This is a genomic window from Variovorax sp. 10N412, assembly GCF_056394985.1.
In genome coordinates, this window is the sequence record NZ_JBFTIO010000002.1 from 695,572 (window position 1) to 716,721 (window position 21,150).

The following is a 21,150-nucleotide window of genomic DNA, read 5'->3' on the forward strand; positions in this document are numbered from 1 at the left end:
CCGTACCGCTCACAGTGGAATATTGCCGTGCTTGCGCCACGGGTTCTCGAGCTTCTTCTCGCGCAGCATCACCAGAGAGCGGCAGATGCGCTTGCGCGTCTCGTGCGGCAGGATCACGTCGTCGATGTAGCCGCGTGCGCTCGCCACGTAGGGGTTCGCGAAGCGTGCCTTGTATTCGGCTTCGCGCGCAGCCAGCTTCTCGGGGTCGTTCTTGTCCTCGCGGAAGATGATTTCCACCGCGCCCTTCGCGCCCATCACCGCGATCTCGGCGCGCGGCCATGCGAGGTTGACGTCGCCGCGCAGATGCTTGGAAGCCATCACGTCGTACGCGCCGCCGTAGGCCTTGCGCGTGATGACGGTGATCTTGGGCACCGTGCATTCCGCGTACGCGTAGAGCAGCTTGGCGCCATGCTTGATGATGCCGCCGTACTCTTGGCCGGTGCCAGGCATGAAGCCTGGCACGTCGACGAAGGTGACCACCGGAATGTTGAAGGCGTCGCAGAAGCGCACGAAGCGCGCGGCCTTGATGCTGCTCTTGATGTCCAGGCATCCCGCCAGCACCAGCGGCTGGTTGGCCACGATGCCGATGGTCTGGCCTTCCATGCGCGCGAAGCCGATCACGATGTTCTTCGCGTAGTCGGGCTGCAGCTCGAAGAAGTCGCCGTCGTCCACCACCTTCAGGATCAGTTCCTTGATGTCGTAGGGCTTGTTCGGGTTGTCGGGCACCAGCGTGTCGAGCGAATAGTCGGGCCGGTCGGCAGGGTCGCCCTGGCCGTTGTTGCCCAGTCGCACCGGCGGCTTCTCGCGGTTGTTCAGCGGCAGGTAGTTGTACAGGCGGCGCAGCATCATCAGCGCCTCGACGTCGTTCTCGAACGCCATGTCGGCCACGCCGCTGCGCGTGGTGTGGGTGATGGCGCCGCCGAGCTCTTCGGCGGTCACGCTCTCGTGCGTCACGGTCTTCACCACTTCGGGGCCGGTGACGAACATGTAGCTCGAGTCCTTCACCATGAAGATGAAGTCGGTCATGGCCGGTGAATACACCGCGCCGCCCGCGCACGGGCCCATCACCATGCTGATCTGCGGCACCACGCCCGAGGCCATCACGTTGCGCTGGAACACGTCGGCATAGCCGCCCAGCGACGCCACGCCTTCCTGGATGCGCGCGCCGCCCGAGTCGTTCAGGCCGATGACCGGTGCGCCGACCTTCATCGCCTGGTCCATCACCTTGCAGATTTTTTCGGCATGGGCTTCGCTGAGCGCGCCGCCGAACACGGTGAAGTCCTGGCTGAACACGAACACCAGGCGCCCGTTGATCATTCCGTAGCCGGTGACCACGCCGTCGCCGGGGATCTTCTGCTCGGCCATGCCGAAGTCGACCGAGCGGTGCTCGACGAACATGTCCCACTCTTCGAAGGTGTTGTCGTCCAGCAGCAGCTCAATGCGCTCGCGCGCCGTGAGCTTGCCCTTGGCATGCTGCGCGTCGATGCGCTTCTGCCCGCCGCCGAGGCGCGCCTTGGCGCGGCGCTGTTCGAGTTGTTCAATCAGTTCTTGCATGGTGTGTTCCGAAGCTGTGGTCCTGAATTTCTCTGCGATGTGCGATGTGATCTGCAGCCGTCAAAGGCGCGCGGTGATGGCCGCCGCCGCGAGCAGGCTGCGCGCCGCCGTGGAGGCCGGCAAGGTGCCCTGCGCCACCTGTTGTGTGAGCTGAGGCAGGAGCTCGCGCACCTGCGGGTGGTGTTTGAAAGCCTGCTTCAGCCCGGCGTCGATGCGCTCCCACATCCACGCCGTGGCCTGCTTTTCGCGCCGCCGGGCGAGCTTGCCGTTGGCGGTCTGCAGTTGCCTGAACTGGGCGACGGCGTCCCAGAACGCGTCGACGCCTGTGCCCGCGAGTGCGCTGAGCTGCAGCACCTTGGGCAGCCAGAAGCGCACTTCGGCGCCGCTGTGCGCGTCGTGCACCGCATGCGCGTGGTCCGGGTTGCCCTGGTGGCCGAAGAGGCGCAGCGCCGAGGTGATCTGCGCCTGCGCGCGCGTGGCGGCATCCTTGTCGATGTCGGCCTTGTTGATGACCACGAGGTCGGCGATTTCCATCACGCCCTTCTTGATCGCCTGCAGGTCGTCGCCGGCGTTGGGCAGCTGCATCAGCACGAACATGTCGGTCATGCCCGACACCGCCGTCTCGCTCTGGCCCACGCCCACGGTCTCGACGATGACCACGTCGTAGCCAGCGGCCTCGCACACCAGCATGGCCTCGCGTGTCTTCTCGGCCACGCCGCCCAGCGTGCCGCTCGACGGGCTCGGGCGGATGTAGGCGCGCTCGTGCACCGACAGGCGCTCCATGCGCGTCTTGTCGCCGAGGATGGAGCCCCCCGACACGGTGGACGACGGGTCGATGGTGAGCACCGCCACGCGGTGGCCCTTGTCGATCAGCAGCAGCCCCAGCGTTTCGATGAAGGTCGACTTGCCGACACCGGGAACGCCCGAAATGCCGAGGCGAAACGACTGGCCGGTGCGCGGCAGCAGCGCGGTGAGCAGTTCATCGGCCTGCGCGCGATGGTCGGTGCGCGTGGATTCGAGCAGCGTGATGGCCTTGGCGATGGCACGGCGTTGGGCCATGCCCGGCGAACCGGTGACGGCACCTTCCAGCGCCTGCACGGTGTTCAGCACGCCGCCTCCGACGCCACGTGCCATCGGTAGTGCAGGTCGACGCCCTCCTCGCCTTCGAGCACGAAGCCGTGCCGCAAGTAGAAGCGATTGGCGTCGCTCTCCACCAGCGCGGTGAGCGCGATGTCGCGCTGCTGTTCGCGCGCCTGCGACTTGGCCCAGTGCAGCACCCACTCGCCGATGCCCAGGCCCTGGAAACCGGTGCGCAGGTAGAGATGGTCCAGGCGCAGCGCATCGGCGCCTTCGGGCTTGAGCGTGACGAAGCCCACGCGCTGGTCGCCGTCGAGCACGATGTGGTGCATGAAAGGCACCACGAAGCCCGCGCTCAGGCGCTCGCGCGAACGCTCGGGGTCGAAGCGGCCCACGCGTTCCAGGCTGGGGCGCATCGCATCGACACGCAAGGCCAGCATGGCCTCGAAATCGCTGGAATCGACCGGCTGCAGCGACAGCCGCGACAAGAGATCGCTCACGTCGGTGCTTTTCTTCAGGCCGCGACGGCCGCGCGAATCTGCTCCAGCACGTCCTTCGCGCTGGCCGGAATGGGCGTGCCCGGTCCGTAGATGCCCTTGACGCCGGCTTCGTACAGAAAGTCGTAGTCCTGCCGCGGAATCACGCCGCCGACGAACACGATGATGTCGTCCGCACCCTGCTTCTTCAGTTCCTCGATGATGGCCGGCACCAGCGTCTTGTGGCCGGCGGCGAGCGTGCTCACGCCCACGGCATGCACGTCGTTCTCGATGGCCTGGCGCGCGCATTCCTCGGGCGTCTGGAAGAGCGGGCCCATGTCCACGTCGAAGCCCAGGTCGGCGAACGCCGTGGCCACCACCTTGGCGCCGCGGTCATGGCCATCCTGCCCGAGCTTGGAGATCATCACGCGCGGACGGCGGCCCTGTTCTTCTGCGAAGGCGTTGATCTCGGTCTTCAGTGCTTCCCAGCCTTCGGCCGAGTCGTAGGCGGCTGCGTACACGCCGGTCACCTTCTGCGTGTCGGCGCGATGGCGGCCGAAGATCTTTTCGAGCGCGTCCGAAATCTCGCCCACCGTGGCGCGCAGGCGCACGGCGTCGATGCTCAGCGCCAGCAGGTTGCCGGTGCCGTTCTCGGCGGCGTCGGTCAGCGCATCGAGCGCGGCCTGCACCTTGGCGGTGTCGCGCGAGGCGCGAATGGTCTGCAGCCGCGCCACCTGCTGGTCGCGCACCTTCACGTTGTCGATCGACAGGCTGTCGATCGCGTCCTCGGTCTTCAGCTTGTACTTGTTGACGCCCACGATCACGTCCTTGCCGGAGTCGATGCGCGCCTGCTTCTCGGCCGCGGCCGCCTCGATCTTGAGCTTGGCCCAGCCGCTGTCGACCGCACGGGTCATGCCGCCCATGGCCTCGACCTCTTCGATGATGGTCCAGGCCGCATCGGCCATGTCCTGGGTGAGCTTCTCCATCATGTAGCTGCCGGCCCAGGGATCGATCACGTTGGTGATGTGGGTCTCTTCCTGGATGATCAGCTGCGTGTTGCGCGCGATGCGCGAGCTGAACTCGGTGGGCAGCGCAATGGCTTCGTCGAGCGCGTTGGTGTGCAGGCTCTGCGTGCCGCCGAACACCGCGGCCATCGCCTCGATGGTGGTGCGCACCACGTTGTTGTACGGGTCCTGCTCGGTGAGGCTCCAGCCCGAGGTCTGGCAGTGCGTGCGCAGCATCAGGCTCTTGGGGTTCTTGGGCTCGAACTCCTTCATGATGCGGCACCACAAGAGGCGAGCGGCGCGCATCTTGGCCACTTCGAGGTAGAAGTTCATGCCGATGGCCCAGAAGAAGCTCAGGCGCCCGGCGAAGCCGTCCACGTCGAGGCCCTTGGCCAGCGCGGTCTTCACGTACTCCTTGCCGTCGGCAAGCGTGAAGGCGAGTTCGAGCGCCTGGTTGGCGCCGGCTTCCTGCATGTGGTAGCCGCTGATGGAGATCGAGTTGAACTTGGGCATGTGCTGCGCCGTGTACTCGATGATGTCCCCGATGATCCGCATGCTAGGCGCCGGCGGAAAGATGTACGTGTTGCGGACCATGAACTCCTTGAGGATGTCGTTCTGGATGGTTCCGCTCAGCAGCTCCTGCGACACGCCCTGCTCTTCGGCCGCGACCACGTAGCCCGCCAGCACCGGCAGCACGGCGCCGTTCATCGTCATGGACACGCTCACCTTGTCCAGCGGAATCTGATCGAACAGGATCTTCATGTCCTCCACCGAATCGATTGCCACGCCGGCCTTGCCGACGTCGCCGGTCACGCGCGGATGGTCGCTGTCGTAACCGCGGTGGGTGGCCAGGTCAAAGGCCACGCTCACGCCCTGCCCGCCGGCGGCCAGCGCCTTTCGGTAGAAGGCGTTCGATTCCTCGGCGGTGGAAAAACCCGCGTACTGCCGAATGGTCCAGGGGCGCACCGCATACATGGTGGCCTGCGGGCCGCGCAGGTAGGGTTCGAAGCCGGGCAGCGTGTCGGTGTACTTCAGGCCCTGCAGGTCGGCCGCGGTGTACAGCGGCTTGACGGTGATGCCGTCGGGCGTGATCCAGTTCAGCGCGTTCACGTCGCCACCCGGCGCGGACTTTGCGGCGGACTTGGCCCAGGCACCGAGGTCGGCGGGCTTGAAGGTGGGGTCGGGAGTGCTGCTCATGAGGGGGCCGTTCGCAGTGTCTGCAGGGTATTCGCAAATTCGCCTGCACGGATTTGCAAGCCGGGCGCGAGTCTAACCCATCCATAATTATTAATTCAAACGTCTTTTTTGAAGTACAGTCCGGCCCATGTCCGCCGTCACCCTCACCCCCCGCGCCCTCTATGAAGAGGTGGCCGAGCTGCTGCGGCAGCGGATCTTCCGGCGCGAGCTGGAGCCCGGCAGCTGGATCGACGAACTCAAGCTGGCCGAGGAATACGGCATCAGCCGCACCCCGCTGCGCGAAGCGCTGAAGGTGCTGGCGGCCGAGGGCCTGGTGACGATGAAGGTGCGGCGCGGCGCCTACGTCACCGAGGTGTCGGAGCAGGACCTGGCCGACGTGTACCACCTGCTCTCGCTGCTGGAGAGCGACGCCGCGGGCGTGGTGGCCGAGCGCGCCACCGACGCGCAGCGCGCCCAACTCAAGGCGCTGCACGCGGAACTCGAAGCCGCGGCCACGCCCGAAGACCGCGAGCACTTCTTCGCGGTGAACGAGCGCTTCCACATGCAGCTGCTGGCCATCGCCAACAACAAGTGGCGCGACCAGATGGTGGCCGACCTGCGCAAGGTGATGAAGCTCAACCGGCACAACTCGCTGCTGAAGGCCGGCCGCATCGGCGAATCGCTGGCGGAGCACCGCGCGGTGATGGCGGCCATCGAGGCGCGCGACGCCGAAGCCGCCATGGCCCGCATGCGGGAACACTTCCAGAACGGCCTCGAAGCCGCCGCATAGCCCTCCCCCAGGCTGCGCGGCACGGCGTGTCCGCTGCGTTGTGCTTCAGTCCAGGTTGAGGGTGCCGGCCTCGCCGGCAATGCGCTGGGCGGTTTCCAGCAGCAGCGGCACGATGCGCGCCACCATCGCGTCCTTGGGCAGCAGGTAGGCCGGGCCGCCGCAGCTGACCGCGTAGCGCTCGCCGCCCGGGCCTTTGAGCGCAAAGCCCAGCGCGTGAATGTGCGGATTCCAGTCGCCGAAGGAGCCGCAGTAGCCGAACTGCATGTACTCGTCGAGGCCGGCCATCAGGCGCGGTTCGATGGCGCTCCAGTTCTCCCCGCTTTCCAGCCGGATCTGCTCCAGCAGCACCGACTGCTCGGGCTCGGGCAGCGAGGCCAGGTAGGCCCGGCCGGCAGCCGAAGTGGCGATGGTCATGCGCGTGCCCACCTCGATGCGCGAGCTGATGACCACCGAGCGGGGCCGCAGCGAATCGATGACCACGATGTCCACGTCGTCGCGCACGCCCAGGTGCACGCTCACGCCGGCCGACTCCGAGAGCTGCGCCAGGTAGGGACGCGCCATCGTGCGCAGATCGAAATGCCGCAGGTAGCGGCTGCTCATGTCCAGCAGCGCCGGGCCCAGGCTGAAGCGCTCGCTGTCCTGTGACTGTCGCAAGTACCCGGCGCTCACCAGCGTGGCCGTGAGCCGGGACACCGTGGCCTTGGGGATGCCGGTGGCATCCGCCAGTTCGCGATTGCCTGTGGGGGCCGCCGCCATGCCTATGACCTTCAGCAGGGCTAGGCCCCGGGCGAGCGCACTTACTTCTTCCTTGCCGCCAATCGCGTCCTTCATGTATCCGAACCTTTTTATTTCCCTGAACTCCTTATTTTTCAGCAAAAAACGGTTGACGCGCCACTTATCAAGAAGTAGCGTTTTTTGAAACGATGTTTCAGTCTGACGGAGTGCGCGGCCGCAAGGGCCGTGGCTGGGCTGTTCGGGCTCAGGCGGCCTGGGCGACCGGCTCGTGCGCCAGGGCCATGACTTCGTGCGCCGGACGCGTCTTGAGCTTGTGGTCGCTCCAGACCTGGCGCCAGCGGCGCGCACCGGGCAGGCCGTTGCGCAGGCCCAGCATGTGGCGTGCGATCGACCACCAATTGGTGCCGTGCGCGGCCGCTTCGCGGGCCATGTAGTCGCACATCAGCGACTCGACCTCTTCGCGCGTGAGCGGCTGCGGCGTGGCGCCGTAGAACTCGGCGTCCCACTCGGCCAGCCACCAAGGGTTGTGGTACGCCTCGCGCCCCACCATCACGCCGTCGAGCAGGCGCAGGTGCTCATGCACTTGCGCGTTGACCGAGATGCCGCCGTTGATCGAAAACTTCAGCGCCGGAAAGTCGTGCTTCAGCCGGTGCACCAGCTCGTAGCGCAGCGGCGGAATCTCGCGGTTCTGCTTCGGGCTCAGGCCCTGCAGCCAGGCGTTGCGCGCATGCACGATGAAGGTCTGGCAACCCGCCTCGCTCACCGTGCCGACGAAGTCGCGCACGAACTCGTAACTCTCGATCTTGTCGATGCCGATGCGGTGCTTCACGGTGACCGGAATGTCGACCACGTCGACCATCGCCTTCACGCAATCGGCCACCAGCTGCGGCTCGTTCATGAGGCAGGCGCCGAACGCGCCGCGCTGCACGCGCTCGCTTGGGCAGCCGCAGTTGAGGTTGATCTCGCCGTAGCCCCATTCCTCGCCAAGCTTGGCGCAGTGCGCCAGGTCGGCCGGCTCGCTGCCGCCGAGCTGCAGCGCCAGCGGGTGCTCTTCGGCGTTGAAGCGAAGATGCCGTGGCACGTCGCCGTGGATCAGCGCGCCGGTCGTCACCATCTCGGTGTAGAGCAGCGCGTGGCGCGACAGCAGGCGATGGAAGTACCGGCAATGCCTGTCGGTCCAGTCCATCATGGGTGCAACGGAGATGACCTTCTCTTCCAAAACGCGCGATCCTGTGGTTGTCTGCATGGGCCCGGACATCGGGCAGGCAGGCCCCGGAGTTTCTCACGCAGCCCTTTCCGTGCGCTGCCGCACGGCCATGCAATTCCTCCGCGTCAGCCGAAGCAGCGGCGGAACCAGCGCTTCAGGCCTTCACGGCTCGACCAGCGACTGCGACCGCTCCAGCACCGCCGTCAGCTGCTCGACCGTGTAGGGCTTGCGCAGCCACACCGTGCCCTTCATGGCCGTGGCCGGCTCCGATTGCCCGGTCACGAAGATCACCGGCACCCGGTGAGCGCTCAGCAATCGCTCGGCGAAGTCATGCCCCGACAGCGCGGGCAGGCCGATGTCAACCAGCACCACGTCGAAGGCGCCGTCGAAGAAACGCGCAATGGCCGCTTCTGCGCTCTTCACGCCCGTGGCCCAGTGCCCCATCGCTTCGAGCAGTTTCAAGGTGGTGGCCAGCGTGTCGGCGTCGTCCTCGACAAGGAGCACACGAAGCTTTTTTTGTTCTTCCGAGGATGAAAGCGGTTCGGTTGTCATTGATTTGCATTTTTCCAGACAAACCGTCGCCGTGCCGCGCGCAGGGTGGGCTTCGCACAGGGATCTACGGCAGATGGCGGCGTTGTCCGACTCGCCACCCCGTCTCGAAGGAGACAATCGAGGCGTCGGCACGAGACAAGCCGAGCCATAACTCAAAGACCGAAGCGCTTTTTCGCCTCAAGATGACCCGCATCTACCTCATCGAAGACAACCCCCTGATCGCCGACACGCTGACCGACGGCTTGCAGCACTTTTGCGAATGCGACGTCATCGGCAACGCCACGACGTCCGACGACGCGATCCACTGGCTCAAGGAAAACCCCGAGGGCTGGGACGCGGCGGTCATCGACATCTTCCTGGCAGAGGGCAACGGCCTGACCGTGGCGCAGTACCTCAAGGAGCACAAGCTGCCGGCCCAGCGCACGGTGGTGCTCATGAACTATGCGAGTTCCGAGGTGCGCGAAGGCGCGCTGTCCGCGGGGGTCGATGCGGTGTTCGACAAGTCGCTGGAGCTCGAGGCCTTCTACGCGTTCTGCAAGCAGCTGAACATTTCACCGCGCCGCTGAAGCAGACTCGGGGCATGACCACATTGCCTCCGCCCATGCTCGACGCCGCAGGGCTGAAACAACTCGCACAGGCATCCGCTCCCACGGTGTCGCCCTGCCCTTGCCGGCTCGAAGGCGCCACGGCCTGGGAAAGCATCACCGAAGAGCGCTGGCCCGATGCCTTGATGCAGCGCGTCGGCACGCTGCGCGATGCCGAGCTTCATGAGCCGACCTTCGAGGAATGGCACCCCGCCGGCACACGCTACGACTCACCCGACGCGCCGATTTCGGTGCGGCACTTTCCGTACAACCGCTGCGACGTCTACCGTTGCGCGTCGTGCACGCGGCTCGTGCTGCGCTACACCGAGTTCGGTGGCTACTACGTCGATCATCGCGTGCGCGTGGTCGATGCGGCGCTGATCACCGACTGACCGGGCCGGGTCACCCCCTCTCGCCCATGAGGTGCGCGGCCAGCGCGCGAAAGGCCGGCATCGACGTCGGCAGGTGGGCGTTCGCCGCCAGCGGGTGTGAGGCGAAGCGCGCCACCACCATCTCGGCCACCGGGTCGATGTGCAGCACCTGCCCGTGGATGCCTTGCGCAGTGAACGTGCCGTGCGCGTCGTGCGCCACCCACCACATGTTGCGGTAGCTCCAGCCGGGCAGCCGCGTGTAGCCCGCGAGCGCGAAGCGCGCCGCATCGGCCCCGCGCCGGATCTCCGCGACCACCGCCTCCGGCACGATCTGCTTGCCGTTGAAGAAGCCGCCCAGGCGCATCGTCTCGCCCAGCCGCGCCAGGTCGCGCAGGCCCGTGCACAGGCCGCCGCCGGCGAAGTCCGCGCCCTGCCCGTCGACGGCGAAGGCGGCGTCCTGCTCGGCGCCCAGGCGCGACCAGATCAGCTCGCTCAGTACCTGCGCCAGCGGCTGCCCCGCCGCGCGGCCGATCAGCCAGCCCAGCACGTCGGTGTTGACCGTGCGGTATGCAAAGGCCCGGCCGTGCGCGCCCTGCCCCTGCACGGTCTGCAGAAACTGCCGGTAGCCCTCGGCACCCGCGTAGCCCGCGGGGCGCGGCAGCAGCTCGCCGGCGCGCGCGTGCTTCCACACGCCGGCCTCGGGGTCGGCGTAGTCCTCCGAATAATCGATGGCGGTCGTCATGTCCATCACCTGCCGCACCGTCGCGCTGCCGAAGGCGCTGGCGCCCAGCTCGGGGACGTAGTGCGTGACGAGCGCGTTCTCGTCCAGCGTGCCGTCGGCCGCGAGCATCGCGCCGAGCGTGCCGACCACCGACTTGGTGACCGACATCGCCATGTGCTGGCCGTGTTCGTCCAGCGCACCGAAGTAGCGCTCGTACACGATGCGCCCGCGGTGCAGCACCACCGCGCCGTCGGCGCAGATCGCCTCGAGCGCGCCCGGCCAGTCGGTCGGTGCGCCGTCGCCGAAACGCGCGAAGCGCAGCGCATCGAGCTCCGGCCGCAGCGCGCGCGGCAGCACCGACACCGGCCCCGGTCCGCGCGGCACGTTGCGCGTGGGCTGCAGCTCGCGCAGGTGCGAAAAGGCCCAGCGGTTCTGCGGCGCCTGGAAGACCGGGCGCTCGCGCGGGCGTTGCACTTCAGCGCCGGCCAGGGGGAATCCGTCGCGCCAGCCATCGGCCAGCGCGGTGTTGTCGTGGTGTGTCATGAAGTGGTGGTGTTCAGTCGCCCAGCACGCCCCGCACGCGGCGTTCGAGCAGGTCGCTGGCGCGGCCCAGGTGCAGCCGCATGTGTTCGGACGCGGCGGCCAGGTCGTTGCGCTCCACCGCGTCCAGGATCTCCAGGTGCTCGTGACACGACTTGTGCAGCAGGTCGATGTTCACGAGCGGGTAGTCCGACAGGTCCGACATGCGGCGCAGCCGGTTCTGCTGGCGCACCGCGTCCAGGATGAAGCGGTTGCCCGAGGCGCTGGCCAGCAGCTCGTGGAACTGTGCGTTGGCCTCGAAGAAATCCATCCACGAATAGCGCGAGGCATGCGCCAGCAGTCCCTGCTGGCGTTCCCTGCAGGCAAGCAGCCGCTGCTGGTCGACCTCGAACCCGGGCTCGCGCAGGCCGGCGCATTCGACGGTCAGGCGAAACCGGTAGCTCTCGCGCTCGCTCTCGACCGAGTCCAGCGTTTCGGTGAACTCCCAGCGCTGGTAATGGCGCCCGCGCAGCACGCCGTCCTGCAGCAGCGTGGTGAGCACGGTGCGCAGCAAGGGGCGCGGCACGGCGTAGCTCTGCGCCAGCTCCAGCTCGTTGACGCGGGTGGGCAACTTGCCCGCGAGGCGGTCGCGCAGCAGCCGGTAGTAGAGCGTCTTCTCCTCGTCTTCGGGCATCTCGCGCCGCGCGCGGCCCAGCGTCTCGCGGTCGGCGACCAGGGTGTAGCCGCGGTTGGGCACATGGGCCAGCAGGGCACGTTCATGCAGGAAGCGCAGCGCGGCGCGCACCGGCGTGCGCGAAATGCCCAGGCGCCCGGCCAGGTCGGCCTCAGTCATGTGGCGGCCGTTTTCGTAGCCGCCCGCCAGCGCCTGGTCGAGGATGTAGCGGCTCACGCGCTGGGTGAGCGGCGGGATCGGTCGGTCCATCTGTTCGGCCATCGAAGGGGTCTCCGGAATCGCGGGGGCTGGAGGCCGATCATCGCCGGGTCTTTGTATTTTTGACGGCAAAAAACCATGTACATCTCATGTCAAAAATACAATTTGGGTTTCAAGATCGGCCCCACGACGACCCGAGAGCCGGGTCGCTTCCAACGGAGAAAACCTCGTGGCCCCAGCCGACACCCTGTCTTCGCGCACTGCAGCGCCGCACCCGACCGCTTTGCCCGCATCGCCCGCATCCCTCGAGGCGTTCTGGATGCCCTTCACCCCCAACCGCAAATTCAAGCAGGCGCCACGCCTGATCGTCGGCAGCGAAGGCCTGTACTACGACCTGGCCGACGGCCGCCGCGTGCTCGACGCCATTGCCGGCCTGTGGTGCGTGAACGCGGGGCACCGCAACCCGCGCATCAGCGCGGCCATGAAGGCGCAGATCGACGTGCTCGACTACGCCTCGAACTTCCAGATCGGCCACCCCGGCGCCTTCGCGCTGGCCGAGCGCCTCGCACAAATGGCGCCGGCGGGCATCGACCATGTGTTCTTCACCAACTCGGGCTCCGAGTCGGTCGACACCGCATTGAAGATTGCCCTGGGCTACCACCGCGCACGCGGCGACGCGGGCCGCTACCGCCTCATCGGCCGCGAGCGCGCGTACCACGGCGTGGGCTTCGGCGGCATCTCGGTGGGCGGCATCGGACGCCAGCGCAGCACCTTCGGGCCGCTGCTCAACGGCGTGGACCACCTGCCGCACACGCTCGACCTGGCGCGCAACGCCTTCTCGCGCGGCGAGCCCGGCCACGGCATTGACAAGGCCGATGCGCTGGAGGCGCTGCTCACGCTGCACGACGCATCGACCGTGGCCGCCGTCATCGTCGAGCCCGTGGCCGGCTCCACCGGCGTGCTGCCGCCGCCGCGCGGCTACCTGAAGCGCCTGCGCGAGATCTGCGACAAGCACGGCGTGCTGTTGATCTTCGACGAGGTCATCACCGGCTTCGGCCGCCTGGGCGCCAACTTCGCGGCCGACCTGTTCGGCGTGGTGCCCGACCTCATCACCACCGCCAAGGGCCTGACCAACGGCGCGGTGCCCATGGGCGCGGTGCTGATGCGCGGCGCGGTGCACGATGCGTTCATGCAAGGCAGCGTCAGCGCCGTCGAGCTCTCGCACGGCTACACCTACTCGGGCCATCCGCTGGCCTGCGCGGCCGCCATGGCCACGCTCGACGCGTACACCGAGGACGGCCTCATCGCCCAGGCCGGCGCGCTGTCGCCCTACTTCGAGGAATGCCTGCACGCGCTGCGCGGCCTGCCCGGCGTGGCCGACGTGCGCAACGTGGGCCTGCTCGCCGGCGTCGAGCTGCAGACCTGGGCCGCGGGCCCCGGCACCCATGCGCAGGCCGTGGCGCAGCATTGCCTGGACAGCGGCGTGCTGGTGCGCTCGGTGGGCGACACCATCGCGCTGTCGCCGCCCTTCACGCTGGAGCGCAAGCACATCGACCAGATCGTCGACAGCCTGCGCACCGCCATCGCGCAGACCGCGCAGGCCACGGACACGGCCGCCTGAAACCCCTGAGAGAGCAATCCATGGACATCGAATCCTTCCCCCTCTACGACATCGAAGGCGACGCCCTGCAGTGCGGCCGGCAGTACGGCCGCGCCGCCGGCGACCGCATCGACCTGAGCCTGCGCACCTACCGCGCCGCCTTCGAGCGCGTGGGCCTGAGCTGGGACCGCACCCGCGCGCTGGCGCGCCGCTTCATGCCGATGATCGAGGCCTTCGACGCCGGCATGCTGCGCGAAATCGAGGGCGTGGCCGAAGGCGCGGGCGTGCCGGCGGAAGACATCGTGGCGCTCAATGCGCGCAGCGAAATGCTCTACGCCTTCCAGCAGCTCGAAGCCACCGAGCCGCCCGACGGCTGCACCGGCGTGGTGGTCATGCCCTCGGCCTCGCGCGACGGCAAGCTCATCCACGCGCAGAACTGGGACTGGCGCGTCGAAAGCCTGGAGCTCGGCGTGGTGCTGCGCATCCAGCCGGCCAAGGGCCCGTCGATGCTGACCTTCGCCGAAGCGGGCACGCTGGCGCGCGCCGGCCTCAACAGCGCGGGCATCGCCGTCACCGGCAACTTCATCAAGGCCGACGGCGACGGCAGGCAGCAGGGCGTGCCGCTCGCGCTCATTCGCCGCGGCATCCTGCAGTCTGAGCTGTACGCCAACGCGCTGGGCGTGGTGTGCCGCACGGCGCGCTCCATCTCCAACAACATGATCCTCACGCACGCCGAGGGCGAAGCCGTGAGCCTGGAGACCTGCCCCGAGCAGGTGTTCTGGCAGCAGCCCGAGGCCGGCATCCTGGTGCACGCCAACCACTTCAAGACGCCGGCCGCGCTCGCACGCGTGGTCGACCGCAGCCTGGAGACCACGCCCGATTCGCTCTACCGCGACCGCCGCGTGACCGAAGCCCTGCACCTGCAATGCCAACGCGCCGGCGGCCTCGCCGAGCAGGACGTGCTCGACGCGCTGCAGGACCGCTTCGGCGCGCCGCGCGCCGTGTGCCGCAGCCCGAGCGCGGGGCCCGGCGGCGCGTCGTCGGCCACCGTGGCAACCATCGTGATGGACCCGGCGGCACGAAAGATGCGCATCGCACCGGCGCCCTTCAGGGCCCACCGCTTCACCGAATATTCCCTCTGACCCGTTTTCGCCCAGCCCACGCCAGGAGTGTTGCCATGAACCTACCCGTGCCCCCCTCTCGCCCACCCTCTGCATGGCGCACCGCGGCCCTGGTGCTGGGCCTGGGCGCCGCCGCTGCAGCCGCTGCCTCGGCATCGGCGCAACCCGCCGCCGGCGCCGGCCAGACGCTGCGCATCCAGATCAACTCCGACATCCGCACCACCGACCCCGGCGGCAACCGCGACGACAACACCGACAACGTGCTGCTGCACGTGGGCGAAGGGCTGGTCGCGCTGCGCGAGGACACCTCCGTGGGCCCGATGCTGGCCAGCAAGATCGACACCTCCGCCGACGGCCTGACCTACACCTTCACCCTGCGCGACGGCGTGAAGTTCCAGAACGGCGCCACGCTCGTGGCCGACGACGTGGTGTGGAACTGGCAGCGCTACCTCAAGCCCACCAGCGGCTGGCGCTGCCTGCCGGAGTTCGACGGCAAGGGCATGACCAAGGTGCTGGCCGTGGAGGCGCCGAACCCGAAGACGGTGGTCTTCAAGCTCGAACGCCCCAGCGCACTCTTCCTCACCATGATGGCGCGCCCCGACTGCGGCAGCGCCGCCATCGTGCACCGCAGCTCCGTCGGCCCCGACGGCGCGTGGAAGGAACCCGTGGGCACCGGCCCCTACAAGCTCAAGGAATGGAAGCGCGGCCAGTACGTCGAGCTCACGCGCTTCGACGGCTACACCTCGCGCGCCGAGCCGCGCGACGGGCTCACGGGGGGCAAGAAGGCCGAAGTCGAGAACCTGCGCTTCGTCGTCATTCCCGACTCGGCCGCCGCCAAGGCCGCGCTCTACAGCGGCGGCATCGACGCCTTCATCAGCCCCAGCCCCTCCGACGTGATCGAGGTGCGCAAGCGCACCGACGTGCTGGTCGACACCACGCCGGTGATGACCATGGTCGCGCTGCTGCTCCAGACCAACGACCCGGTGCTCAAGGACGTGCGCGTGCGCCGCGCACTGGCGCTGTCGCTCGACACCCCCGAAATTGCGCGCACCGTGACCGAAGGCCTCTCGGCCGTCAACAACTCGGTGGTGCCTTCGTCCAGCCCCTACTACGACGCGGCGCAGGCCGGCGGCTTCAAGCGCGACCTCGCGGCCGCCAGGAAGCTGCTCGCCGAGGCCGGCTACCGCGGCCAGCCGATCCGCCTGATCGCCAACAAGCGCTACGAGGCGCTGTACTCGGCCGCCGTGCTGGTGCAGGCCATGGCGTCGGAGGCGGGCATCAACGTCGAGCTCGAGGTGCTCGACTGGGCCACCCAGCTCGACCGCTACACCAAGGGCCAGTACCAGAGCATGGCCTTCATCTACTCCGCGCGCATCGACCCCTCGCTCAATTACGAGATGGTGTCCGGCGACAAGGCCAGCCAGCCGCGCAAGGTGTGGGACAGCCCCTATGCGCAGGCGCGCCTGACCGAATCGATGGTGTCGCGCGACAAGGCGCGCCGCCAGGCGCTGTTCGACGAGATGCACAAGCAGATGCTGCAGGACGTGCCGATGATCGTGCTGTTCAACGCCAGCGACGCCACCGCCATGCGCAAGAACGTGGTCGGCTTCAAGGGCTGGGCGCCGGCCAAGCCGCGCTTCTGGAACGTGCGGCTGGCAGCGGCCGGCTGATAGAGGGACCGCATCTTCATGCTCGCCTACCTCCTGCGCCGGATCGCGATGACGATCCCGACGCTGCTGCTGGTCTCCATCGCGGTGTTCGCCCTGATGCGGCTGATTCCGGGCGACCCGGTGCTGCTCATGCTGGGCGAAGGCGCCGACCCTTCGCAGCTCGCGCTCATGCGCCACCAGATGGGGCTGGACCAGCCCCTGCCCGTGCAGTACGTCGTGTGGCTGCGCCATGCGCTCACCGGCGACCTCGGCGTGTCGACCACCAACGGACTGGCGGTGCTGCCGCTGATCTGGGAGCGCTTTCACGTGAGCGCCTTCATCGTGCTGGTCGCGGTGGCGCTCGCCTCGCTGATCGCCGTGCCCGCCGGCCTCGTCGCCGCCTGGCGCAAGGATCGGCCGACCGACCTGGCCATCATCGGCGCGGCCACGCTGATGCTGTCGGTGCCCAGCTTCTGGCTCGGCCTGCTGCTGCTGATGTTCTTCGGCCAGTACCTGGGCTGGCTGCCGGTGGTGGGCTACGTGCCGCTGTCCGAGAACTTCTCGCAGGGCGTGCTCTACGTGATTCTTCCGATCGTCACGCTGCTGCTGGTGGAGACTGGCGTGCTCACGCGCATGTCGCGCGCCAGCACCATCGAGATCCTGCGGCTCGAATACGTGACGCATGCGCGCGCCAAGGGCGTGCCCGAGTCGCAGGTGCTGCGCCGCCACGTGCTGCCCAACGCCTTCAACCCCACGCTCACCATGATCGGCCTGATCCTGGGCCACCTGCTCAGCGGCATCGCGGTGCTGGAAACGGTGTTCACCCTGCCCGGCCTGGGCCGCCTGATGATCGATTCGATCTTCGCGCGCGACTACCCGGTGCTGCAGGGCTGCCTGCTGTTCACCGCCTGCATCTACGTGGTGATCAACCTGATCGTGGACATGTGCTATCCCCTCTTCGACCCCCGGGTCTCGGTGCAGTGAAGAAGCTCAAGACCCATACCCTCATCGGCGGCGTGCTCATTGCGGTGCTGCTGGTCCTGGCCGTGCTGGCGGCCGTGTGGACGCCCTACAACCCGCTGGGCATCGACCTGCGTTCCAAGCTGCAGCCGCCTTCCATGGCGCACTGGCTGGGCACCGACGAATTCGGCCGCGACGTGGCCAGCCGCGCCATGCAGGGGGCCGCCACCAGTTGCCTGGTCGCATTGCTCACGGTGACGCTGGCCACCGCCATCGGGCTGGTGGTGGGCGTGGTCGCGGGCTTCGTGCGCGGCTGGACCGACCGCGTGCTCATGGCCTTCAACGACACGCTGCTGGCATTCCCGGGCCTGCTGCTGGCGCTGGGCGTGATGGTGATCGTGGGCGCCAACAAGTGGGGCATCGTGCTGGCGCTGAGCATGGCCTATGCGCCCTCGGTGGTGCGCGTGGTGCGCGGCACCGTGCTGTCGCTGCGCGAGCGCGAATACGTGGAGGCCTCGCGCATGATCGGCAACAGCGAGATCTACACCATGTGGCGCCACATCCTGCCCAACTGCGTGGCGCCCGTCGCGGTGCTGGCCACCAGCATGTTCGGCTGGGTGCTGCTGTCGGAAAGCGCGCTGAGCTTTCTCGGCCTGGGCGTGCCGCCGCCCGCGCCCACCTGGGGCAACATGCTCGCGAGCGCCCGGCCCTACATGGCCTCGGCCGTGTGGCTGTGCGTGGTGCCGGGCCTGTGCATCGCGCTCACGCTGCTGGGCATCAACCTGTTGGGCGAATCGCTGCGCGACCGGCTCGACCCGCGCACGGAGAAGGCATGAACACACCCTTGACCCCCCCCGTGCTGTCGGTCGAGCACCTGAAGATCGAGCTGCGCCACGGCACCCAGCCGCTGGTGCACGACCTGTCCTTCGACGTGAAGCCCGGCGAGTTCCTCGCGGTGGTCGGCGAATCGGGCAGCGGCAAGACCATGGCCGCGCGCGCCATCCTGCAACTGCTGCCACCGGGCATTGCGCAGACCGGCGGGCGCATCGTGTTCGACGGCGAAGACCTGAGCACACGTGACGTGAAAGCGATGCGCCCCATTCGCGGCCCCGGCATCGGCATGGTGTTCCAGGAGCCGATGGTCTCGCTCAACCCCGTGCACCGCATCGGCGAGCAGATGGCCGAGGGGCTGCGCATGCACACCAAGCTCTCGGCCGCGGAGATTCGCGCGCGCATTCTGGACATGCTGCACCGCGTGCAGATTGCCGACCCCGAGCGCTGCATGCACGCCTACCCGCACGAGTTCTCGGGCGGCATGCGCCAGCGCATCATGCTGGCCAGCGTGATGCTGCTGAAGCCGCGCCTGCTGATCGCCGACGAACCGACCACCGCACTCGACACGCTGAGCCAGCGCGAAGTGCTCGACCTGATGGTGGGCCTGGCGCGCGACAACGGCACGGCCGTGCTGCTCATCACGCACAACCTCGGGCTGGTGGGCCGCTATGCGCAGCGCGCCATCGTGCTGGAGAAGGGCCGGCTGGTGGAGACCGGCGACGTGCCCGCCATCCTCGTCGAACCGAAGCAGGCCTACACCCGCAAGCTGGTCGATGCGCTGCCGCGCCGCCAGGCCGCCAAGGCGCAAAGCGCCGTGCAACAGCAGCCGCTGGTGCAGGTGCGCGGCCTGTGCGTGAGCTACCCCGGCGCGCGCGCCGGCCTGTTCAAGCGCCATGCGCCGCAACGCGTGATCGACACGCTCGACCTCGACATCCACCCCGGCGAGATGGTCGCGCTGGTCGGCGGCAGCGGCTCGGGCAAGACCACGCTGGGCCGCGCCATCCTGCGGCTCGCGCCGTCGCAGGGCGGGCAGATCCTGTTCCGCGGCGAAGACGTGCGCACGGCCGACCGCGCCGCGCTGCACCGCTTCCGGCTGGCCTGCCAGCTGGTGTTTCAAGACCCGTTCTCTTCGCTGGACCCGCGCATGCGCGTGCAGGACATCGTGGCCGAGCCGCTGCGCCACCTGCCCTCTCTCGACGCGGCGGCACGCGTGCGGCGCATGAAGGAAACGCTGGACGAAGTCGGTCTGGACGGCCTGGGCGCGCGCTACCCGCACGAGCTGTCGGGCGGGCAACGCCAGCGCGTGGCGATTGCGCGTGCGCTGGTGCGCCGGCCTGCCTTCGTGGTGGCCGACGAGCCCGTGTCCGCGCTGGACATGACCATCCAGGCGCAGGTGCTGCGCCTGTTCCAGAGCCTGCAGGCGCACCACGGCTTCGCCTGCCTCTTCATCAGCCACGACCTTGCGGCCGTCGAGCAGATCGCCGACCGCGTGATCGTGATGGAGCGCGGGCGCATCGTGGAACAAGGCCCGCGCGACGCGGTGTTCGACGACCCGCGCCATGCCTACACGCAGGCGCTGCTCGCGGCCACGCCGCGGCCTCTTGCCACCTTGGCCCCCCTTGCCGCCCTGAACATCGCCGGCCCCCCCGTTCCCGAGAAGGCCTTCGCGTGACGTCTACTTCGCCGTACTCCTGGCTCGACCCTTCAGCGCCGCCGCCGCTCGACCCGCAGATCGTCGAGTTCATGCGCCTCATGGCCGCCGAGGGCGGGCGCTACCCGAAGCGCCACACCATTCCCATCGCCGAGGGCCGCGCCAACGCGGAGAAGGTGCGCGCGCCGTGGACACAAGGCGGCCCGCAGATGGCGCGCACCGTCGAGCGCCATGTGCCGACCCGCCATGGCGACGTGCGCATCCGCGTGCACTACCCCGAGGCCCGCAGGCTGCAAGGCGCGCTGGTCTACATCCACGGCGGCGGCTTCGTGCTGTTCAGCCTGGACACCCACGACCGCGTGATGCGCGAGTACGCGGGCCGCGCGGGCATCGCGGTCGTCGGCATCGACTACACGCGCGCACCCGAGGCCCAGTTTCCGCAGCCGCACGACGAATGCGTGGACGTGATGCGCTGGCTGCGGGCGAACGCGCGCACGCTCGACATCGACCCCGCGCAGCTCTTCATCGGCGGCGACTCGGCCGGCGCCAACCTGTCGGTGGGCGCCTGCCTGGTGCTGCGCGAAAGCGGCGATGCGCTGCCGCTGGGCATGCTGCTGAACTACGGCGCCTACAGCACCGAGTTGTACCGCGAGTCGGCGGTGCGCTACGGCGCGGGCGAGTACGGCCTGTCGCTGCACATGATGGTGTGGTTCTACGGCCTGTACCTGCGCAAGCCCGACGACTTCCGCGACCCGCGGCTTCACAGCCTGACGGCCCGGCTCGACGGCCTGCCGCCCGCGTGCATGGTCGTCACGGAGTGCGATCCGCTGTACGACGACAACGTGCTGATGGCACGCGCCCTGCGCGCCGCCGGGGTGGCGGTGACCGACACGCTCTACCCCGGCACCATCCACGGTTTTCTGGAAGCGGTGTCCGTCGCCGACGTGGCCGGCCGCGCCTTCGACGATTCGGTGCGCTGGCTGCGCACGCTGGCCCAGGGCTGAGCGCGCATGTACACACCCAAGCCCTACATCGAGGCCGACCTCGCCACGCTGCATGCCGGCATGCGCGCATGGAGCTTCGCCACGCTGGTCACCGTCGGCGCGCAAGGCGTCAATGCCACGCACCTGCCCTTTCTGCTCGATGCGCAGGACGACACGGCGGGCGGTGGCCCCGGCCTGCTGACCACGCACCTGTCGAAGAAGAACCCGCAGTACGCCGACCTGTGCGCGGGCGGTGAGGCACTGGCCATCTTCCATGGCCCGCATGCCTTCGTCACGCCCAGCTGGTACGTGAAGCAGAACACCTTCCCCACCTGGAACTACACCGCCATCCATGCGCGCGGCACGCCCCGCGTGGTCGAGGACCGCCTGGCCGTGCATGCGGTGCTGCGCCGCACGGTGGCGGTGTACGACACACCGCTGGGTGGCGGATGGAACTACGACGCGATGCCCTTCGACTTCGTGGCGCCGCGGCTGGACATGATCGCGGCGGTGGAGATTCCGGTGCGCGTGCTCGAGGGCAAGTACAAGCTCAACCAGGACCGATCCGAAGAAGACCGGCGGGGCGTCATCGCGGCGCTGGAGCGGCTGGGCGACGCGCAAGGCGTGGCGGTGGCCGGCCTGATGCGCCGGCAGATGGAACAGACCCGGGCGGTGTGAAGCAGCGCGGCACAAT

The 21,150-nt window shown here is 68.3% G+C and carries 20 protein-coding genes; 11 read left to right on the forward strand and 9 right to left on the reverse strand.

The genetic code is table 11. The annotated features are described in order from the left end of the window. Positions 1-9: 9 nt before the first annotated feature. Genes AC1DJH_RS08855 through scpA form a run of 4 tightly spaced genes read right to left on the reverse strand, consistent with a single transcriptional unit; the run spans position 10 to position 5,308 of the window. A complete protein-coding gene (locus AC1DJH_RS08855; RefSeq protein ID WP_478185418.1) occupies positions 10-1,554 on the reverse strand; it encodes an acyl-CoA carboxylase subunit beta in 1,545 nt (514 codons plus the stop codon). 60 nt (positions 1,555-1,614) lie between these two features. Further along, positions 1,615-2,613, reverse strand: a complete 999-nt coding sequence (gene meaB, locus AC1DJH_RS08860; protein ID WP_435484782.1) for a methylmalonyl Co-A mutase-associated GTPase MeaB — start codon at positions 2,611-2,613, stop codon at positions 1,615-1,617. 44 nt (positions 2,614-2,657) lie between these two features. Continuing rightward, entirely contained in the window at positions 2,658-3,131 is a 474-nt protein-coding gene (locus AC1DJH_RS08865; protein WP_478185419.1) for a GNAT family N-acetyltransferase, read from the reverse strand. Positions 3,132-3,145: 14 nt separating this feature from the next. Further along, positions 3,146-5,308 (reverse strand): methylmalonyl-CoA mutase, encoded by a 2,163-nt coding sequence (gene scpA / locus AC1DJH_RS08870; protein ID WP_478185420.1) that lies wholly within the window; start codon positions 5,306-5,308, stop codon positions 3,146-3,148. 127 nt (positions 5,309-5,435) lie between these two features. Here scpA and AC1DJH_RS08875 point away from each other — a divergent pair, with 127 nt between their 5' ends. Then, positions 5,436-6,077 (forward strand): GntR family transcriptional regulator, encoded by a 642-nt coding sequence (locus tag AC1DJH_RS08875; RefSeq protein WP_472114601.1) that lies wholly within the window; start codon positions 5,436-5,438, stop codon positions 6,075-6,077. A gap of 45 nt (positions 6,078-6,122) precedes the next feature. On the opposite strand, the gene AC1DJH_RS08880 is transcribed toward AC1DJH_RS08875, so the two are convergent. The 3 genes from AC1DJH_RS08880 to AC1DJH_RS08890 all read right to left on the reverse strand — a co-directional run bounded on the left by AC1DJH_RS08880 (position 6,123) and on the right by AC1DJH_RS08890 (position 8,523). Further along, positions 6,123-6,908: an IclR family transcriptional regulator gene (locus tag AC1DJH_RS08880; protein ID WP_472114598.1), complete on the reverse strand. Its 786-nt coding sequence runs from the start codon at positions 6,906-6,908 to the stop codon at positions 6,123-6,125. A gap of 148 nt (positions 6,909-7,056) precedes the next feature. After that, on the reverse strand, positions 7,057-8,058 hold the full coding sequence (gene dusA, locus AC1DJH_RS08885; protein ID WP_478185421.1) for a tRNA dihydrouridine(20/20a) synthase DusA: 1,002 nt from the start codon (positions 8,056-8,058) through the stop codon (positions 7,057-7,059). Positions 8,059-8,181: 123 nt separating this feature from the next. Continuing rightward, entirely contained in the window at positions 8,182-8,523 is a 342-nt protein-coding gene (locus AC1DJH_RS08890; protein ID WP_435484069.1) for a response regulator, read from the reverse strand. A gap of 230 nt (positions 8,524-8,753) precedes the next feature. Between AC1DJH_RS08890 and AC1DJH_RS08895 the strand changes: the two genes are divergently transcribed. Both AC1DJH_RS08895 and AC1DJH_RS08900 read left to right on the forward strand, forming a co-directional pair. Further along, positions 8,754-9,137, forward strand: a complete 384-nt coding sequence (locus AC1DJH_RS08895; protein ID WP_435438554.1) for a response regulator — start codon at positions 8,754-8,756, stop codon at positions 9,135-9,137. A gap of 14 nt (positions 9,138-9,151) precedes the next feature. After that, positions 9,152-9,547 carry a hypothetical protein gene (locus AC1DJH_RS08900; protein WP_478185422.1) on the forward strand — a complete coding sequence of 132 codons (396 nt, stop codon included), beginning with the start codon at positions 9,152-9,154 and terminating at the stop codon, positions 9,545-9,547. Between the two features lie 10 nt (positions 9,548-9,557). Here the strand turns inward: AC1DJH_RS08900 and AC1DJH_RS08905 are convergent, their stop codons facing one another. Together AC1DJH_RS08905 and AC1DJH_RS08910 are read right to left on the reverse strand one after the other, a co-directional pair. Further along, positions 9,558-10,790, reverse strand: a complete 1,233-nt coding sequence (locus tag AC1DJH_RS08905) for a serine hydrolase domain-containing protein (protein ID WP_478185423.1) — start codon at positions 10,788-10,790, stop codon at positions 9,558-9,560. 13 nt (positions 10,791-10,803) lie between these two features. Then, positions 10,804-11,721 carry a GntR family transcriptional regulator gene (locus AC1DJH_RS08910; RefSeq protein WP_478185424.1) on the reverse strand — a complete coding sequence of 306 codons (918 nt, stop codon included), beginning with the start codon at positions 11,719-11,721 and terminating at the stop codon, positions 10,804-10,806. A gap of 166 nt (positions 11,722-11,887) precedes the next feature. Between AC1DJH_RS08910 and aptA the strand changes: the two genes are divergently transcribed. Genes aptA through AC1DJH_RS08950 form a run of 8 tightly spaced genes read left to right on the forward strand, consistent with a single transcriptional unit; the run spans position 11,888 to position 21,134 of the window. Beyond that, on the forward strand, positions 11,888-13,279 hold the full coding sequence (gene aptA, locus AC1DJH_RS08915) for an omega-aminotransferase AptA (protein WP_478185425.1): 1,392 nt from the start codon (positions 11,888-11,890) through the stop codon (positions 13,277-13,279). 20 nt (positions 13,280-13,299) lie between these two features. Beyond that, positions 13,300-14,400, forward strand: a complete 1,101-nt coding sequence (locus AC1DJH_RS08920; protein ID WP_478185426.1) for a C45 family autoproteolytic acyltransferase/hydolase — start codon at positions 13,300-13,302, stop codon at positions 14,398-14,400. A 35-nt stretch (positions 14,401-14,435) separates the two neighbouring features. Then, complete coding sequence (locus tag AC1DJH_RS08925) at positions 14,436-16,049, forward strand: ABC transporter substrate-binding protein (protein ID WP_478185427.1); 1,614 nt, start codon at positions 14,436-14,438, stop codon at positions 16,047-16,049. An 18-nt stretch (positions 16,050-16,067) separates the two neighbouring features. Then, positions 16,068-17,012 carry an ABC transporter permease gene (locus tag AC1DJH_RS08930; protein WP_478185428.1) on the forward strand — a complete coding sequence of 315 codons (945 nt, stop codon included), beginning with the start codon at positions 16,068-16,070 and terminating at the stop codon, positions 17,010-17,012. Beyond that, entirely contained in the window at positions 17,009-17,824 is an 816-nt protein-coding gene (locus AC1DJH_RS08935) for an ABC transporter permease (RefSeq protein ID WP_478185429.1), read from the forward strand. The genes AC1DJH_RS08930 and AC1DJH_RS08935 overlap by 4 nt, the downstream gene beginning before the upstream one ends. Then, positions 17,821-19,494: an ABC transporter ATP-binding protein gene (locus AC1DJH_RS08940; protein ID WP_478185430.1), complete on the forward strand. Its 1,674-nt coding sequence runs from the start codon at positions 17,821-17,823 to the stop codon at positions 19,492-19,494. Before AC1DJH_RS08935 ends, AC1DJH_RS08940 begins: the two co-directional genes overlap by 4 nt. Further along, on the forward strand, positions 19,491-20,477 hold the full coding sequence (locus AC1DJH_RS08945) for an alpha/beta hydrolase fold domain-containing protein (protein ID WP_478185431.1): 987 nt from the start codon (positions 19,491-19,493) through the stop codon (positions 20,475-20,477). The genes AC1DJH_RS08940 and AC1DJH_RS08945 overlap by 4 nt, the downstream gene beginning before the upstream one ends. 6 nt (positions 20,478-20,483) lie before the next feature. Then, on the forward strand, positions 20,484-21,134 hold the full coding sequence (locus AC1DJH_RS08950) for an FMN-binding negative transcriptional regulator (protein WP_478185432.1): 651 nt from the start codon (positions 20,484-20,486) through the stop codon (positions 21,132-21,134). The last annotated feature ends 16 nt before the right edge of the window (positions 21,135-21,150 follow it).